The organism is Paenibacillus ihumii (assembly GCF_001403875.1).
In the GTDB taxonomy this organism is placed as follows: Bacteria; Bacillota; Bacilli; order Paenibacillales; family Paenibacillaceae; genus Fontibacillus; species Fontibacillus ihumii.
The window spans coordinates 459,061-474,945 of record NZ_LN884297.1 but is presented as its reverse complement, the minus strand read 5'-3'; the positions used below and the strand labels follow the sequence as shown (position 1 = coordinate 474,945).

Genomic DNA, 15,885 nt, shown 5'->3' with positions numbered 1-15,885 from the left:
GGTGGCATCAACACTGGCATAAGAAAGGATGCGTAATCATGGCACAATTGACAAATCCGGTGCAGCAGACCTGGGAGCTGGATTCCATTTTTGCCGGGGGCTCCTCTTCTTCGGAATTTGCGGCTTTCCTGCAGCAATTGCAGACGGATATTACGGCTTTACATGAAGAATTGCAGAAGTGCAGTGCTCCAAGCAGTCTGGAGGAGGCCGCAGGGCTTGACCAGCTGATTGCCGGACTTCAAAGCGCGGCAGGCAGAATCGTGGAAGCGGACAGCTTCGTTGCCTGCTTGACGGCAGAGAACCAGCACGACAAGAAGGCGGTGCAGCTGTCAGGCAAAGTCACCTCCCTCCGTGCTGCTTACGAGAACGTCATGACTCTGTTTCAAAATGTGCTTCGGAATACGGGGGATGAGCTCTGGGAGGAATGGATGTTCCGCAAGGAGGTCGCTCCGATATCATTCGTGCTTAGCGAGAAGCGCGCTGCCGCCCGTGAGAAGCTGGCTCCGGAGCTGGAGAGCCTGGCTTCCGATTTGGCGATCGACGGCTACCACGGCTGGGGGCAGCACTACGACACCATCGTGGCAAAAGTGGCGGTGCCTTTCAAGGATGGAGACGGCAAGCTTACGTCCTTGTCCGTAGGCCAGGCCGCCAATAAGCTGGAGGACAGCAGCCGCGCGGTGCGGGAGGAGACGTTCAATAATTGGGAGCAGGCCTGGAGCAGCGTCGCGGACTACTGCGCGGATACGCTTAACCGGCTGGCAGGCTTCCGCATTAAGCTGTACGAGAAGAGAGGCTGGAATGACATCCTCAAGGAGCCTCTGGAAATTAACCGGATGTCCCGGGCAACGCTGGACATGATGTGGCAGGTCATCGAAGAGAATAAACCGTTGTTTGTGGCCTATTTGAATCGAAAGGCCAAGCTGATGGGGCTGGAGAAGCTGTCCTGGGCTGACGTTGATGCTCCGCTCGGAGAATCCGCCGGTAAAATCTCCTATGAAGCCGGGGCGCAGGAGATCGTGAAGCAGTTCCGGAATTTCAGCCCGAAGCTGGCGGAATTCTCCGCTGAGGCGTTCAACAAGCGTTGGATCGAAGCTGAGGACCGGCCGGGCAAGCGGCCCGGGGGGTTCTGCACATCGCTTCCGGTCAGCGGACAGACGCGCATCTTCATGACGTTCGGAGGAGCGGTATCCAACGTCTCCACGCTGGCGCACGAGCTGGGGCATGCTTATCACCAGCACCTCATGGACGAGCTTCCGGCATTTAATCAGGATTATGCGATGAACGTCGCGGAGACGGCATCTACATTCGCGGAAATGATTGTGGCGGATGCGCTCGTCAAAAATGCGTCAGACGATAAGCAGAAGCTGAGCCTGCTGGCGGATAAAATCGGAAGCAGCGTCAGCTTTTTCATGAATATTCATGCTCGATTCCTGTTCGAGACGCGATTCTATGAGAGAAGACGGGAGGGGGCGCTGAGCGCGGATGAGCTGTCAGCCTTGATGGAGGAAGCGCAGCGCGAGGCGTATCATGGGGCACTGGCTTCCTACCACCCTCATTTCTGGGCGTCCAAGCTGCATTTCTATATTACCGATGTGCCGTTCTATAATTTCCCGTACACCTTCGGGTATATGTTCAGCACAGGGTTGTATGCAAGGGCGCAGCGTGAGGGAGAGAGCTTCGCGGCCAAGTACGATGCCTTGCTGCAGGATACGGGAAGAATGACGGTAGAGGAGCTTGCGAGCAAGCATCTCGGCGTAGATTTGACGCAGCCGGACTTCTGGCGGGAAGCAATGGCTGTAGCGGTGGCTGATGTCGAGACGTTCCTGAAGCTGACGGAATAGAAGATAAGCGGGGCTTCCTTAAGGGGAGCCCTGTTTTTTTATTAGAATTTGTTTAGATGGCGGGCTGGTATTTTCTTAAATAAGGCCGGAAAATTCAGAAGCTGATGTGCAATATTGTTATTTTGATAGGTAAAAAGGCCTATATCGCTGCTCGTTTTTTTGCTTTGCAATACGGCCTTTTGCAAATTATGTCATTGCTCCGGCCAGGCTCACAAGATTTCTCCTCGGGTCTCAGTAAGCGAAAGAGACTTTGCCTGCAAGAGGCGGGAATCCCCCTAAAACCTTGAAATATCAAGAAAAAACACTGTCGTAAAAATGTATATTTTGGCGAAGTATTTGATTAGAAAATGTTGAAAAAATGATATATATAGTAATAAATAACCATTTTTGTTTCATATTGTTGATTGGTTGGTGATATTGGAATATAATGAGTCGTAAGCCCTATATAGGGAATCATATGGGAAGGGAGGGTGGATATGCTGAAGACGGACCAGCTTTCACTTGCCAGGCAGGTTGACATGGTATTCAAGGAGCTTGAAGCAGAACTATCAGGGATGACCTCGGGAACCGTATTTATTCAAATCCGGAACAATGCCATCGGGAAATTCGGTATCCGCCATAATCCGATCGCAGGTCGCAACGGACAATTGTCTGAGGAGGATAGAGGATTAACAAGCCAGCAGCTGAAATCATTTAAGGCGATGGCTATCGAAGCCTTGAAATTCAAGCGGTACTGGACACACGGCGAAATTAGCTACGAGTTCGCGTTGCGGCAGGAGACGATCATTGTAGATGCTATTCTAGAGTCCAATTATAATATGGCAAACTTGATGATACAGCGTTATCCGAGAAAGGATGCGGCGAGTACATATCACGATATTTCATAAAGGCACGGAGAATTAAGGACCGTTTAGAACCAGGCTGCTGCAGTGAGCGCGCCTATGAGCAAAAAGCAGGCGACCTGCTAATGCAGACCGCCTGCCTTCTTATAGGTGAGACGCAGATTACTGGTTAGAACGACCCGACAATTGCTGCTCTGCGATTTGAACCAGACGTTTGGTGATATACCCTCCCAGAGAACCGGTCTCGCGGGAAGTGTAGTTACCGTAGTAACCATCTTGTGGGATTTGAACGCCTAGTTCTTGTGCAGCTTCGAATTTCAGCTGCTGCAATGCAGCGTTCGCTTGAGGAACGACAAGGTTGTTGGAACGGTTGGCCATGTTTGTCACCTCCTTTGCCTTTGTGAATTTAGTATGGATTTCACGGGCGAAAATATGCAGTCTTAATTCTTTCTATATCATTGGTAATATTTGCAACGCAGCAAAAAAAAGCAATCCTCCACAGAGAATTGCTTTCTTTGATTTCTATAGGTGTTGATCATCGCTGAGTTGGCTCAGGTAGCGTCGGGATAGATCATTTCCAGCTGCAGTTGGAGCTCAAGAGTCTGCTCGGGCTGAAGCTCGATAAGTCCCGTTACTTCGTTCGGCAATCCCGAGTTAGGGGCGTTCGGAAGCCAGGTGTAAGGCTCAATGCAAAGAAACTGATCGGCTTCTCCCTTCGTATACAGCACCCAATGCTTGAAATAAGCGGGATCAGCGGAGTAGACGAGGCCATATCCTTGATCATGCATCAATGTTGCTTGTACGGGATTGTCACCGATGTGGAACATCGTATCGAAGTTCGTTCCCTGCAGCTTCATACCTCGGTTCAGCTGCTCCAGGCCGTCCAGCGGCATGATTTCTCCCGTCGTGATCAGCTCTTCATCCAAGCCGTATGTCCCGGCAACCGGCAGCGTAATCGTCCACTTATCAGGCTGTCCGTCTAGCAGGAACCAGGTGTGCAGGCCGAGGCCGAAAGGAGCGGGGCGATCGCCCAAATGGCTAATTCTGAACGTCTGCTCAAGCCTTGCTCCCTGAAGACGGAGGGTCATTTCAAGCTTGAGGGGAACCGGGAACTGGCGTATCCAGTCCGGATCATCCGAGGTTACGAATTCCGTTGTAATCGTGCAGCCCTCATCGTCTTCCTCAATGTCGCTTACGCGCCATGCTTGGGTGCGGTGAAGGCCGTGAATATGATTGTCATTGGCCGTATTGCGGTCAAACTGATAATCCTGACCAGCATAAGTGAATTGCCCTCTGCGGATGCGTCCGGGCGGAATCAGCAGAGGGATACCGAAATGATACGGCTTCTGCAAATAGAAATCGAGTTCACTTTCGTCTGGGCAGCGAAGTACATCGCGTTGCTGGATGTGGTCCCGAATGCTGATGACATTGTTGCCAAGGCGGGGCAGCAGCGTGACATCAAGCTCGCGGCTATGTAACGTATAGGTATCGTAACCGTTCCATTGCCCTTTGGTCACTTTTTTCATATCGATGCTCCTTTTCCCACAAATAATCGAATTCGAACAGCTAGCCCTATCATAACACTTTTTTCTGAGGACGAAAAACGGAAGTTGACATTGCCGCCGCCTGCCGAGTATGATTGGACTAATAAATTTAACAAATTGAACGCGATGACAGGGATAAGTAAGCAAAGCGGACTTCCTCTGCAGAAAGCCGGTGGTTGATGTGAACCGGCGGAGTTGCTTTGGCCGAATGGACCCTGGAGCGCCGAGCGTAACAGACAGATCTTTGATTTGTCCCATTAAGCCGGCCGGCCTGCCCCACGTTACGGAGCTGTTTAAGGTCAAGACCTATGTTGTTTCAGCGGAGGAATGCCGCTATCAGGGCTTGATGAATAAGGGTGGCACCACGGTCTCACGTCCCTTTCGGGCGTGGGCTTTTTTGCGTTTATCGCGTTTATCATGAGCAGGCAGCAGCATTTGAGCAGGCAACAGCATTTGTTACCGGACAAAAGGCCGCATAGAGGCGGTTCTTTTATAGAAAGATAAGGAGGAAGATTATTAATGAAAAAAGTACTTTCCGGCATCCAGCCCAGCGGCAAATTGACCTTGGGCAATTATATCGGTGCGCTAAGAAATTTCGTGAAGCTCCAGCATGAGCATATGTGCAACTTTATGGTGGTCGATCTTCATGCGATTACAGTCCCTCAGGATCCTGCCGCCTTGCGGGAGCAGTCCGAGCAGGTGGCGGCATTGTTCGTGGCGGCTGGCATCGATCCGTCCAAGGCGAATGTATACATGCAGTCTCACGTTCTACAGCATGCGCAGCTTGGATGGATCCTGACGACGCTGACGGCCATGGGCGAGCTGGAGCGGATGACCCAGTTCAAGGACAAATCGGCGGGCAAAGACTCGGTCGGCGCGGGGCTGTTCGTATATCCTTCGCTGATGGCAGCAGATATTCTGGTGTACAATGCAGACCTGGTGCCGGTAGGCGACGATCAGAAGCAGCATCTGGAGCTGACCCGCGATTTGGCCGGACGCTTCAACAGCAGATACGGGGAATATTTCACTATTCCTGAGCCATATATTCCGGAAGTAGGGGCCCGCATCATGTCACTGGATGACGCCTCCAAGAAAATGAGCAAGAGCAATCCGAATCCCGGAAGCTATATATCGCTCCTGGATCCCCCGGCCGATATCCGCAAGAAGATCAGCCGTGCGACGACGGATTCGGGCAGCGAGGTGAGATTCGATCCGGTAAACAAACCGGAGGTAAGCAATCTCATTACCATTTACAGTCAGTGTGCGGAAATTCCAGTTGCGGAGGTGGAGCGGCTCTATGAGGGCAAGCTGTACGGCGCCTTCAAGAAGGATCTGGCCGAGGTCGTGGTCGGAGCTATCGAGCCGCTTCAGCAGCGATACCGCGAAATCCGGGAGTCCGGCGAAATTTTCGATATTTTGGCGCAAGGCGCTGAGAGAGCTTCTGAAATGGCGGAGCAGACGCTGTCTGACGTTCAGCGGATGATGGGATTTATCACGAAATAGAAAAAGCTAAACAAGGGATTGAACAGTAGAAGAACCCGGATAAAAATCCGGGTTTTTTACTTAACGTCACGGAATTGTCATAATAACTTGACCATTATGTAACGATTGTCAGAGACTTCATTGTTTTGTTATGATAAAGTTTATAGCAAGAAGGTATTCATCTTAGAATTTAATTGATGATGTTCATATATATAAGTATAGGAGGAAGATATAACGCATGGAAAAACCACTAGGCTATTCTGCTCCATCGGATTCCCCTGCGTTGTCCGTGAGACCAACTCCTCCGGGAGAAACGGCAACTTGGAAAGATTTCGTAGCCTTGACGAAGCCGGGCATTATCCGCTCTAACGTCATTGCGGTTTTTGCCGGATTCTGGCTGGCTTCCCAATGGAACTTGCAATACGGGAAATTAATTTGGACGATACTGGGAGCCATTCTTGTAATGGCTTCATCTTGTGTGTTCAACAATTACTTCGACCGCGACTTTGACATGAAGATGGAACGGACGAAGCAGCGGGCTCTGCCTACAGGCAAGCTCTCGCCGCGCGTCGTGCTGTGGTACGCGATCGTTCTCGGCGTGATCGGATTGGCGGTTTTATTCAGCTTCTCCGGCCTGCTGGCAGGAGTGTTCGGCGCAGTAGGGATGTTCGTGTACGTCGTCGTCTACACATTATGGCTCAAGCGCACGTCAACCTGGAGCACCTCGGTCGGAGCAATTTCAGGCGCGATGCCGCCTGTCATCGGGTATGTCGCTGTAACGGGGAAGGTGGATCTGGGAGCATGGCTGCTGTTCGCTCTCTTGTTCTTGTGGCAGCCGCCGCATTTCTGGGCGCTAGGCATTCGCCGCGTCGAGGAATACCGGGCTGCGGGCTATCCGCTGCTGCCTGTTGTTAAAGGCATTCCGAGAACAAAGCTGCAGATGATTCCTTATCTAGTGCTGCTGCTCCCCATACCTGTATTAATGTACGTTTATGGCTATACCGGGATATGGTTCCTGATTCTCGGCGAGGCATTGTCCGTTATTTGGCTGTACATGGCACTCAAGGGCATCCGCTCACAGAATGATGATGCCTGGGCCAAGAAAGTGTTTATTTTCTCCGTGAATTATTTGACGATCAGCTTGATTGTCATGATTCTCGATACAGTACGTATGTAATCGGCGGGATAGAAGCTGATGTTGGAGGACTGCAATGACTCTGTTGAAGAAGTATAAATGGACGTGGATCATGCTGGCCATATGCGTAGGGCTTGCGGTATATTTGCTCTGGGGCTCCTTCTCGAGACCGAAGCTTCCGGTCATCGGGACGGTAGCGCCGTTCTCGCTGGAGAACGTGGATGGCAGCAACGTAGCATTGAAGGATACGAACGGGAAGGTCAGGCTGTTCTATTTCTTCTTCTCCCATTGCCCGGACGTGTGTCCGGTCACTACGCTAAGGCTCTCTCAGGTTCAAGACGGGCTGAAGGAGAAGGGGATATTCGGCAAGGATGCGACGATTGTGTCGATTACCTTCGATCCGGAGAGAGATACGAGGGAGAGGCTTAAGGAGTTCGGCGATAAATTCAAAGCGGATTATTCCGGTTGGTATTTCCTGCGGGGAGATCAGAAGCAGGTCATCGATTTGGCGATGAATTCCTTCAAAATCCTGGTGAACCAGGACAAGGAGGGGAACTTTGTTCATATGGACCTGATCGGGCTCGTCGACCGCGAGGGAAACATTCGGCAGATGTTCCGTCCCGAGGCAAGTGCGGAGGAGATTACGGATGTTGTAGCCGGGCTGGTGAAGGAATAGGAAGCTTTTAAATGAAGCTGGGCGGGGGATAGTTGATGTAATCCTCCAGCCCGGCTTTTTCTAATTGTGCGATAAGGTATTCTTCCGGTGTCCCCTCTACCCCGGCGTAGCCTCGCCTGGTATAGATCTGGACGGCGTCCGGGAAAGCGTCGCGAAGCACGCCGCGGATTCGCTTGCCGGAGGAATCATTGTCCAAGAATAAGAATACTTCGTCATCTTTCACTTGCTTGCGCAGCGCTTCCAGCTTCGCGGAATTCAGCGTGCCGAAGGTGCACAGGATCGAAATTTCCTCGCTCAGCAGAGGACGGAGCTTGCTGCGGTCATTTTTTCCTTCAACGATGATGTAAATCGGCAAATCAATCACCTCAGGCTGGCCGTTATCGAATTAGTCTGTCTTCTCTAGTGTATACCGCGGCCGCCGTTCATGCAAAACGCCAAAAGCAAACGGCCTGCCGCCGGCAGACCGCTATAGGCAAAGCATGGATGATATTAGTACAGAGGAGCGCGGAGAATGATCACCAGTAGAATGTACAATACGAGGATTGTTCCTGTGGATGTCCAGAATCCGCCTGGCGCGACCGGTCCAGGTTTGCAACAAGGATCGATGTGGCCCATTTCTTTCACCTCACTTTCCGCATTGGTAGGTGACTACACATTATACTATGTGCCTGCATTACTATTGCCCTGTGCAGCAGCCTAAAGGCGGAAAAAGAAGCGCAGGTAAAACGCCGGCGGCATGGCCCGGCTCCTAGATTAATGAATTTGGTTCGTTGTCAGGGGAGGCAGGCTCAGTCCTTTTTTGCGCACGGGCGGTACGGCGATGAGCACGCTCATCAGGAGCAGGAAAGCGGCAAAATAGGGAGAGTACGAGCCATGGATGGCCCCTGCGGCAATGGGTCCTATGAAGGAACCGACCGACATGGCGATCGATTGCAGGGAGAAGACGGTGCCGAGGCGTTCTCCGCCGCTCAGGTCGATGAATAGGGAGGACATGGCGGGATATACCACGCCTTTGGCAATGCCGAGCGCAAACAGCGACACGGCCAGCGGAACGGCATCCAGGGCGGCGAGGGAGAAGAAGGACAGGGCGATTCCCAATGTCCCCAGATGGGTTCGCAAGTAAGGTGAATAATGACTTAGAAACAGCATTGACAAGGTAACCAATGCACCCAGGCTTATAATCGAAAAGCTGATCCCTGTATGCATAATGCCCTCCGTACCGCCCAGCTGCAGCGGGAGCTCGAAGAACAATATCCCCTGCGAGCAGGATACCGCAAAGGGCAGCAGGAAGTACCTCAGGGGAATTACCCGGAATACCCCCGGTGCGCGCTCGTTCGTACTGGCGATTCCCTGCAGCTGAATACCGTTCTGGCGAGGCTCATGGATCATGAATATCGCAATAACCCCGGTGACGATCAGCAGCCAGCCCAGGGATTGAAAGGTCATGGAGTAGCCGCTTTGGGCGACCAGAAATGCGCCGGCTGCCGGGGAAACGACGGAAGCGAGGGTATGCACGACACCATGCCCGGCCATCAGCTTGCCTTGGGCAACGGGATCTCTGGACAGCGAGGCGAGCAGCGCCAGACAGGCTGGTGACAGAAAGGCCAGCACGAAGCCGCTGATGGAGCGGAGAACTAGAAGCTGCCAAGGCTCGGTAACATGCGCCTGCAGCAGCAGGATGATCCCGGCGGAGATCAGGCTGAAGACCATGTACCCCTTGCTGCCGTGCTTGTCTACGCCCTGGCCGGCGATCAGGTTGCCAGGCAAATGTGTGAGGGCATAGATCCCCATCATCCAGCCGATAAACACGGGGGCTGCCCCGATCGAAAGCGCGAAGGGGGTTAGAATGGGGTACTGCGCGTGCAGATCGAAGAAAGCGAGGAACAAAAAAAAGTAGAGCCAAAATGCCATTTTCATCATACCTTGCCCTCCTGAGTATTTCCCTTATGCTCTACTTGTACGTCGAAGGGGACGAACTTATACCCTTTTCCGCGAACAGGCAGCGCTTTTCCTTGAATACCGGGCAATAAACAAGGGTTAGCTGACATCGCTCAGGTCAATCATGTATAATAACTAACACTATGGAGTCCTTAATTTTAAGATGAAACTAAGTTGAAGTCTGCTGCGTTTAATTAAGAGAATATAAGACGTTAGAGGTGTTGTTGATGATGGATGTGCAGGTGTGGACCGAATTTCTGAAGCAGAACTGGCTGGTGATCGTCATTGCCCTGGTTGCGCTGCTTCTGATCGTAAATTTGGTGAAGACTGTAGTTAAATGGGCATTGGTGCTGGTTATCGCTGCGTTTATTGTGATTTACAGCGGCATTTCCTTAAAGGATATCGGGGATGCGGTTAATGCAGTCAAGGATCAGGCAGTGGAATACAGCAAGAATGAAGTATTGAACGCGATGAAGAATGAAGCCAAGGAGGCCAAGTGGACTCAGAATGGCGACGGGACATTCACGATCACAACGCCGAACCTGGAGGTGACGGGGACGCCGGGCAAGGACAAGGTGAAGGTTGTCTTTCGCGGCGTGTCCCTCGGCGAATGGAAGATGAGCGATACACTGGAGGCCTTCGTGCAGGAGGCGAAGAAAAGCGCTAAATAAGTAAAACGGTAGGGGGCGGACATGACGGAAATCTGGATAGATGGTTTGCGGGAATACAACATGATTTCCGCCTTGCTCATGCTCATTATGGCTATTTCAATCCTGCAGGGCCTGCTGCGGGGGGCATCCCGTTCGGCGGGCCGGTTGTTCACGCTGTTCAGCGGAGGGCTGCTGTCGCTGGTCAGCATTGCGGCATCCGTTCCGTTCACGATATGGATCGCTCCGAAGGTGCAGGAGTGGCTCGGCGGCTTGGCTGCACCTGTCCGGGAACTGTCGAGGTGGGAACAGCTTTACTATACGCTCGTTACGGCGGTGAGGGATTTTCCGCTAATGCGCGTTGCCGTAGTGTTTATCCTCAGCTATTGGCTGATACGCTCCGTACTGGGACTGATCTGCGCCTTCGCCTTTGGCAGCGACTCCTTGTTCGGGAGGATTGCTTCCGGCCGGGAGGGGGCGGCTTCATGGATCAGCCGTCTCATGGGAGCCGGAATCGGAGCGGTCATCGGGGCGGCGCGCTGCCTGATGGTCATTGCGATGCTGTTCATTGTGGTTACTTTGTTCCCCAATAGCGGCTTCAGCCGCTACGTAGAAGCGTCTCCTGTATACCAGCAAGGGGCCCGGACGATTATCGAGCCGTTAACCGGCGAGCTGATCAAGGATAAGCTCCCGGTGTTTACCCGGGAGGTCGGGGAGGAATTAAACGGCATCCTGCAGCGCAGGTATGAGGTTATCGATGCTGAAATTCCACGGGACATTGAGCAGGCTGCTGCCCAGATCACCGCGGATGCGCGTAGCGATGAGGAGAAGGCGCGCCGGCTCTATGAGTGGATCGGAACCAGGGTGGCCTATGATTACGACAAAGTCAGGGATTATGAGGAGAATGACAACTGGCGCGAGCAGACGCCGCAGATGACCTTCGACAGCAAGCGCGGCGTATGCATTGATTATTCCCGCTTATATGCTGTGATGGCTCGTTCGCAGGGGCTGAAGGTCAAAGTCGTGACTGGACTTGGCTATGATGGCCGGGGCGGTTACGGCCCGCATGCCTGGAATGAGGTATATCTGTCCGAGAAGGATGCTTGGGTTCCGCTCGATGCGACCTGGGCGCGCAGTGGGGACTGGTTTAATCCGCCTGCTTTTCATGAGACCCATATCGCTGGCAAGGTCATTTAAGCAAGACTCCGCCAAGGGCTTGTCCCCGCTTGAAATGACTCCTGCAGGGTATGTTACAATACAATAAACGTATTATTGCGCGAACAAGAGAAAGTGAGATTCAGGCCATGAAAAAGATGTATTCAGATGATCCGCGCGAGCAGGAAATACAGCTGCAGCGCCATTTCAATATCCGCCTTAATTTGTTCTTCTTCAGTGCGTTTGCCATCTTTACGGTGATCATCGTACGGCTGGCCATATTGCAATTTGTCGAGGGTCCGACGCTGGCACAGCAGGGGACCGGCCTTAGAGTGAAGGATGTTCCGCTTCCGCCGATGCGGGGGACGATTTATGCGGCTGGCGGAGAGAAGCTGGCTTATTCGACGCCGGTACAGTCCCTGTATATTACGCTGCAGAAGGATTACAGCAAGAGCACGACCAAAGGGAAGGAGAACCGGCCCGAGGCGATCGCCCTGGCAGAGAAGCTGAAGGCGGCCTTCGATAAATACGGAGATGCGAACGCTACGCCGATGACGCTCGAGGACATCGTCGATGCAATGGATCTGGAGTACCGAAGAGCCAATGGCTTCGCGCCGCGCCGCATCAAGATCGATTTGACGGATCAGGAAGTCGCCTATTTCCTGGAGCGGAAGGATCAGTTCCCGGGGATCGACATTGTGGAGGAGAGCATCCGGCATTACGATGAGGACCGGGTTGCCGTGCAGACCATCGGTTATCTGCGCAAGTTCAGCTCTACGCTGGACATTCCCTGGTATGAATCGGTCAGGGAAGCGATGGCCTCGGAGAACAAGGATCCGGGTCTAGAGTATACGGCGGAGGAATTTGTGGGCTTCGACGGTCTGGAAATGCAGTATCAGCATGAGCTGCGGGGGAAGAACGGCTATAAGAGCGTTCCGATCGACCCGCGGAACATGGCGTCGGGCATACCAGAGCTGACGGCTCCGCAGAAGGGCTATGATTTGCATACGACAATCAATAAGTCTGTGCAGCTCACCGCGCAGCAGGCCATTACCGACCAGCTCAAATGGCTCCACAGCAATCCGGTGTCCGGCAGGACGCATCCCAACGCCAAAACGGGTTATGCCGTAGCTATGGAAGTAGAAACCGGAAATATCATTGCCATGGCGAGCGTGCCTGATTACGATTCGAACGTGTGGAAGAGCGGCGGCGTGAGCAGCGATACATGGAAGCAGATCGAGAACAGCTACAAGAACGGAACGATAACGCCGTTCGGCTCGGGCCGCTCGGGCCATAACTTCGAATCGACGGTGCTGCTCGGCTCGACGATCAAGCCGCTATCCGTTCTGATCGGATTGAACGAAGGGCTGTTCACGACGAATACAACCTACAATGACAGAGGGGTTACGTATTTCGGGCGAAACGACTCCTCCCGGGTGCGGAACTCAGGCAGCCATGCTTATGGGGCGATGAAGCCGTCGCGGGCCATTTATAAATCGTCGAATACCTTCATGGTTGATATGGTCGGGGAGAAGCTGTATGGCAAATACCAGGCCGAAGGCATCGAAGTATGGGATAAGTACATGAAGGAATTCGGACTCGGCGTCTCAACTGGAATCGACCTTCCCTCGGAATATTTGGGCAAGCTCGAATACAAGGATGAGAACGAGACGCCGCTGGCCAGATTGGTCTATGCCTCCTTTGGGCAGCAGGGGAAATATACCGCCATGCAGCTGGCTCAATACGCTGCAACCCTGGCCAGCCGCGGCAAGCGGATGGAGCCCCATCTCGTCAGCAAAATTACCGATTCCGACGGGAATATCGTCAAGGAATTCGAGCCTACGGTGCTGAATGAAGTGAATTTCAAGAAGGAGCACTGGAACGAGGTTATCAGCGGCATGAAGACGGATGTCTCCGCATTCAACGGCTTCCCTTATGATTTTGCCCGGAAGACGGGAACGTCAGAGCAGAGCTACCGCGGTAAAATGATCGATAATGGGGTGTTCATCGCCTTTGCCCCGCGGGAGAATCCGAAGCTCGCTGTAGCAGTAGTTGTCCCAGAGGGCGGGTTCGGTTCCATGAGCGCTGCGCCGATCGCACGCAAAATTTTTGACGCGTACGATCAGGAATACGGCCTCGATGGCGTGCCGAAGAAGGCTAAAACTACGCAGTCCGGCTCGGAATCGGACGGAAACTAGCAAATTTGTATCGCCCAAAGGGTGGACGAGAAGCGGCTCCCGATCGCAAAAGATCAGGGGAGCCGCTTTTTTATCGTCAGCTGTGTATTTTAGGCCGTCTCCGCGCTCCGAACCGATATGGATTGATTTTCTTGATGGTGGCTAAGTTCGAAAGACTCTGGCTCATTGCTTATTCCCCATGTTACAATTATTTCATGCATTGAGATATTTATGGAAAATGGGGAGCTTAGCGATGAAAAGCATTTATTCCAAGAATTCCTCTGATCATGACGGCAGGCTGCAGCGCCATTTCAATATTCGCCTTAATGTGTTTTTCTTCAGCGCATTCGCTATCTTTACAGTGATGATCATCCGGCTGGCTATTCTGCAGTTCGTCGAAGGGCCGTCACTGGCGGAGCAAGGAATGGAGCTGAAGGTTAAGGATGTTCCGCTTCCGCCGATCCGGGGGACGATATATGCAGCCGGGGGAGAGAGGCTCGCGTACTCTATTTCGGTGCAATCCTTGTATATTACGCTGCAGAAGGATTACAGCAGCAGTACAGAGAGGGGCAGGGAGAATCGGCCCGAGGCTGTGGCTTTGGCGGAGAGGCTGAAGTCGGGCTTCGATGCTCATGGCGACCCGAATAGCGCTCCGATGACGCTTGAGGACATTATCGATGCGATGGATCTGGAATACCGGAAGGCTAGCGGCTTTGAGCCCCGGCGGATCAAGATGGGCCTGACCCGGCAGGAGATTGCTTATTTCCTCGAGCGGAAGGAACGCTTCCCCGGGATTGAAATCATTGAGGAGAGCGTCCGGCATTACGATCAGGACCGAGTGGCCGTTCAGACGATCGGCTACATGAGGAAATATGCGAACGCTTCGACGACCTGGGATTATTACATAGAGTTAAAAGCCAGGGAAGGCTCCGATCCGGCCCTCCAGTATACGGAAGCTGAGAACGTCGGCTATGACGGGCTTGAGCTGTATTACCAAAATGAGCTGCGCGGTAAAAACGGGTTCAAGAAAATATCAGTCAACTCCCGCAACATGGCTAAAGGCATCCCGGAATGGACGGCCCCGGAGAAGGGCTACGACCTGCATACGACCCTCAATAAGAACGTGCAGCTTGCCGCGCAGCAGGCCATCAGCGACCAGTTGAAATGGCTGCACAGCAACCGGGTATCCGGCAGGCTGCACCCGGACGCGAAAACCGGGTATGCCGTCGCCATGGAGGTAGAGACCGGAAATATTGTGGCGATGGCCAGCATGCCCGATTATGACGTGAACGTATGGCAGAGCGGCGGGATATCTGCTGAGGATTGGAAGCGGATCGAGACCAATTATCAGAACGGGACGATTACCCCGATCAGCTCGGGACGCTCGGGCCACATTTTTGAATCCACGGTATATCTCGGTTCGACGGTTAAGCCCTTGTCGGTTCTCATCGGTTTGAACGAAGGCTTCTTCTCGACGAATACAACTTATAATGATAAGGGAATCGCTTATTTCGGGAAGAATAATTCCTCCAGCGTCCGCAACTCCGGGCGTTATGCTTACGGCTCGATGCGCCCCTCCAGGGCGATAACCAAATCCTCGAACGCCTTTATGGTCGATATGGTCGGGAAGAGGCTTTACAGCATGCATCGAAGCGAAGGGATCGAGGTATGGGACCGGTACATGAAAGAGTTTGGGCTGGGTGTATCAACGGGCATTGATCTGCCGAGAGAGTTCCATGGCACGCTTGATTACCGGGATGAGAGAGAGACGCCGCTGGCCAGGCTGGTCTATGCCTCGTTCGGCCAGCAGGCGAAATATACTCCCCTGCAATTAGCGCAGTATGCCGCTACCCTGGCGAGCCGCGGCAAACGAATGGAGCCGCATCTCGTCAGCAGGATTACCGATTCCAATGGAAACCTCATTAAGGAGATCAAGCCGAAGGTGCTGAATGAAGTGAACTTTAAAAAAGAGCACTGGAACGAGGTCATCGGCGGGATGAAGACAGAGGTTTCGGCTTTTAACGGCTTCCCTTATGATTTTGCCCGGAAGACGGGAACCTCCCAGCAGGATTACAAAGGCCATAAAATCGATAATGGAGTGTTTATCGCTTTTGCCCCGCGGGAGAATCCCAAGCTTGCGGTAGCAGTCGTTGTTCCGGAGGGGGGATTCGGTTCGACGAGCGCGGCGCCGATTGCGCGCAAAATCTTTGATGCGTACGATCAGGAATACGGGCTGGATGGCGTACCTAAGAAGCAGAAGCCGCAGAATTAAATACTTTCCTCTGAGCCATAGATTTAAGCAAGAGAAAATATTTCTCTTGCTTTTTTGTATGGGTATGGCTTAAAATTTGCACTAGGGAAACTTTATTTTACGGAGCAAACAATTAGAGTTCGGGGAAACATATGTTTCCCGGCTCAACACAAGAGATAATATCGGGATAATTGGGA

General features: G+C 52.7%; 14 protein-coding genes. 9 read left to right on the top strand and 5 right to left on the bottom strand.

The features are described 5' to 3' along the window. The first annotated feature begins 38 nt into the window (after positions 1-38). Both BN2762_RS04875 and BN2762_RS04870 read left to right on the top strand, forming a co-directional pair. A complete protein-coding gene (locus BN2762_RS04875) occupies positions 39-1,841 on the top strand; it encodes a M3 family oligoendopeptidase (RefSeq protein WP_055105890.1) in 1,803 nt (600 codons plus the stop codon). Between the two features lie 476 nt (positions 1,842-2,317). Continuing rightward, complete coding sequence (locus BN2762_RS04870) at positions 2,318-2,728, top strand: hypothetical protein (protein ID WP_055105889.1); 411 nt, start codon at positions 2,318-2,320, stop codon at positions 2,726-2,728. 117 nt (positions 2,729-2,845) lie between these two features. Here BN2762_RS04870 and BN2762_RS04865 read toward each other — a convergent pair whose 3' ends face one another. Both BN2762_RS04865 and BN2762_RS04860 read right to left on the bottom strand, forming a co-directional pair. Further along, a complete protein-coding gene (locus BN2762_RS04865) occupies positions 2,846-3,061 on the bottom strand; it encodes an alpha/beta-type small acid-soluble spore protein (RefSeq protein WP_055105888.1) in 216 nt (71 codons plus the stop codon). A 173-nt stretch (positions 3,062-3,234) separates the two neighbouring features. Next, on the bottom strand, positions 3,235-4,209 hold the full coding sequence (locus tag BN2762_RS04860) for an aldose 1-epimerase (RefSeq protein ID WP_055105887.1): 975 nt from the start codon (positions 4,207-4,209) through the stop codon (positions 3,235-3,237). 537 nt (positions 4,210-4,746) lie between these two features. Here BN2762_RS04860 and trpS point away from each other — a divergent pair. The 3 genes from trpS (at position 4,747) to BN2762_RS04845 (ending at position 7,520) form a co-directional block, all read left to right on the top strand. Further along, the gene (gene trpS, locus BN2762_RS04855) at positions 4,747-5,730 is read left to right on the top strand and encodes a tryptophan--tRNA ligase (RefSeq protein ID WP_055105886.1); all 984 of its coding nucleotides are present in this window, start codon (positions 4,747-4,749) and stop codon (positions 5,728-5,730) included. A gap of 217 nt (positions 5,731-5,947) precedes the next feature. Further along, positions 5,948-6,886: a heme o synthase gene (gene cyoE, locus BN2762_RS04850; RefSeq protein ID WP_055105885.1), complete on the top strand. Its 939-nt coding sequence runs from the start codon at positions 5,948-5,950 to the stop codon at positions 6,884-6,886. Between the two features lie 34 nt (positions 6,887-6,920). Beyond that, positions 6,921-7,520: an SCO family protein gene (locus BN2762_RS04845; protein ID WP_055105884.1), complete on the top strand. Its 600-nt coding sequence runs from the start codon at positions 6,921-6,923 to the stop codon at positions 7,518-7,520. Between the two features lie 7 nt (positions 7,521-7,527). On the opposite strand, the gene BN2762_RS04840 is transcribed toward BN2762_RS04845, so the two are convergent. From BN2762_RS04840 to BN2762_RS04835, 3 genes are all read right to left on the bottom strand, one after another. Next, positions 7,528-7,875, bottom strand: coding sequence for a toprim domain-containing protein (locus BN2762_RS04840; protein ID WP_055105883.1), 348 nt, complete (start codon positions 7,873-7,875; stop codon positions 7,528-7,530). Positions 7,876-8,009: 134 nt separating this feature from the next. After that, a complete protein-coding gene (locus BN2762_RS28295; protein WP_148499872.1) occupies positions 8,010-8,135 on the bottom strand; it encodes a sporulation protein YjcZ in 126 nt (41 codons plus the stop codon). A gap of 138 nt (positions 8,136-8,273) precedes the next feature. Continuing rightward, on the bottom strand, positions 8,274-9,437 hold the full coding sequence (locus BN2762_RS04835; protein ID WP_055105980.1) for an MFS transporter: 1,164 nt from the start codon (positions 9,435-9,437) through the stop codon (positions 8,274-8,276). Positions 9,438-9,688: 251 nt separating this feature from the next. Here BN2762_RS04835 and BN2762_RS04830 point away from each other — a divergent pair, with 251 nt between their 5' ends. The 4 genes from BN2762_RS04830 to BN2762_RS04815 all read left to right on the top strand — a co-directional run bounded on the left by BN2762_RS04830 (position 9,689) and on the right by BN2762_RS04815 (position 15,709). Next, on the top strand, positions 9,689-10,129 hold the full coding sequence (locus BN2762_RS04830) for a hypothetical protein (RefSeq protein ID WP_055105979.1): 441 nt from the start codon (positions 9,689-9,691) through the stop codon (positions 10,127-10,129). A gap of 21 nt (positions 10,130-10,150) precedes the next feature. Continuing rightward, positions 10,151-11,302: a transglutaminase domain-containing protein gene (locus tag BN2762_RS04825; RefSeq protein WP_055105882.1), complete on the top strand. Its 1,152-nt coding sequence runs from the start codon at positions 10,151-10,153 to the stop codon at positions 11,300-11,302. Between the two features lie 107 nt (positions 11,303-11,409). Beyond that, positions 11,410-13,458 (top strand): peptidoglycan D,D-transpeptidase FtsI family protein, encoded by a 2,049-nt coding sequence (locus BN2762_RS04820; RefSeq protein WP_055105881.1) that lies wholly within the window; start codon positions 11,410-11,412, stop codon positions 13,456-13,458. A gap of 232 nt (positions 13,459-13,690) precedes the next feature. Next, positions 13,691-15,709 carry a peptidoglycan D,D-transpeptidase FtsI family protein gene (locus tag BN2762_RS04815; protein WP_055105880.1) on the top strand — a complete coding sequence of 673 codons (2,019 nt, stop codon included), beginning with the start codon at positions 13,691-13,693 and terminating at the stop codon, positions 15,707-15,709. The last annotated feature ends 176 nt before the right edge of the window (positions 15,710-15,885 follow it).

Bases quoted from the DNA above. Each gene is read 5' to 3' on its own strand.
- BN2762_RS04875 (WP_055105890.1), top strand. From the start codon at position 39: ATGGCACAATTGACAAATCCGGTGCAGCAGACCTGGGAGCTGGATTCC.
- BN2762_RS04870 (WP_055105889.1), top strand. From the start codon at position 2,318: ATGCTGAAGACGGACCAGCTTTCACTTGCCAGGCAGGTTGACATGGTA.
- BN2762_RS04865 (WP_055105888.1), bottom strand. From the start codon at position 3,061: ATGGCCAACCGTTCCAACAACCTTGTCGTTCCTCAAGCGAACGCTGCA.
- BN2762_RS04860 (WP_055105887.1), bottom strand. From the start codon at position 4,209: ATGAAAAAAGTGACCAAAGGGCAATGGAACGGTTACGATACCTATACG.
- trpS (WP_055105886.1), top strand. From the start codon at position 4,747: ATGAAAAAAGTACTTTCCGGCATCCAGCCCAGCGGCAAATTGACCTTG.
- cyoE (WP_055105885.1), top strand. From the start codon at position 5,948: ATGGAAAAACCACTAGGCTATTCTGCTCCATCGGATTCCCCTGCGTTG.
- BN2762_RS04845 (WP_055105884.1), top strand. From the start codon at position 6,921: ATGACTCTGTTGAAGAAGTATAAATGGACGTGGATCATGCTGGCCATA.
- BN2762_RS28295 (WP_148499872.1), bottom strand. From the start codon at position 8,135: ATGGGCCACATCGATCCTTGTTGCAAACCTGGACCGGTCGCGCCAGGC.
- BN2762_RS04835 (WP_055105980.1), bottom strand. From the start codon at position 9,437: ATGAAAATGGCATTTTGGCTCTACTTTTTTTTGTTCCTCGCTTTCTTC.
- BN2762_RS04830 (WP_055105979.1), top strand. From the start codon at position 9,689: ATGGATGTGCAGGTGTGGACCGAATTTCTGAAGCAGAACTGGCTGGTG.
- BN2762_RS04825 (WP_055105882.1), top strand. From the start codon at position 10,151: ATGACGGAAATCTGGATAGATGGTTTGCGGGAATACAACATGATTTCC.
- BN2762_RS04820 (WP_055105881.1), top strand. From the start codon at position 11,410: ATGAAAAAGATGTATTCAGATGATCCGCGCGAGCAGGAAATACAGCTG.
- BN2762_RS04815 (WP_055105880.1), top strand. From the start codon at position 13,691: ATGAAAAGCATTTATTCCAAGAATTCCTCTGATCATGACGGCAGGCTG.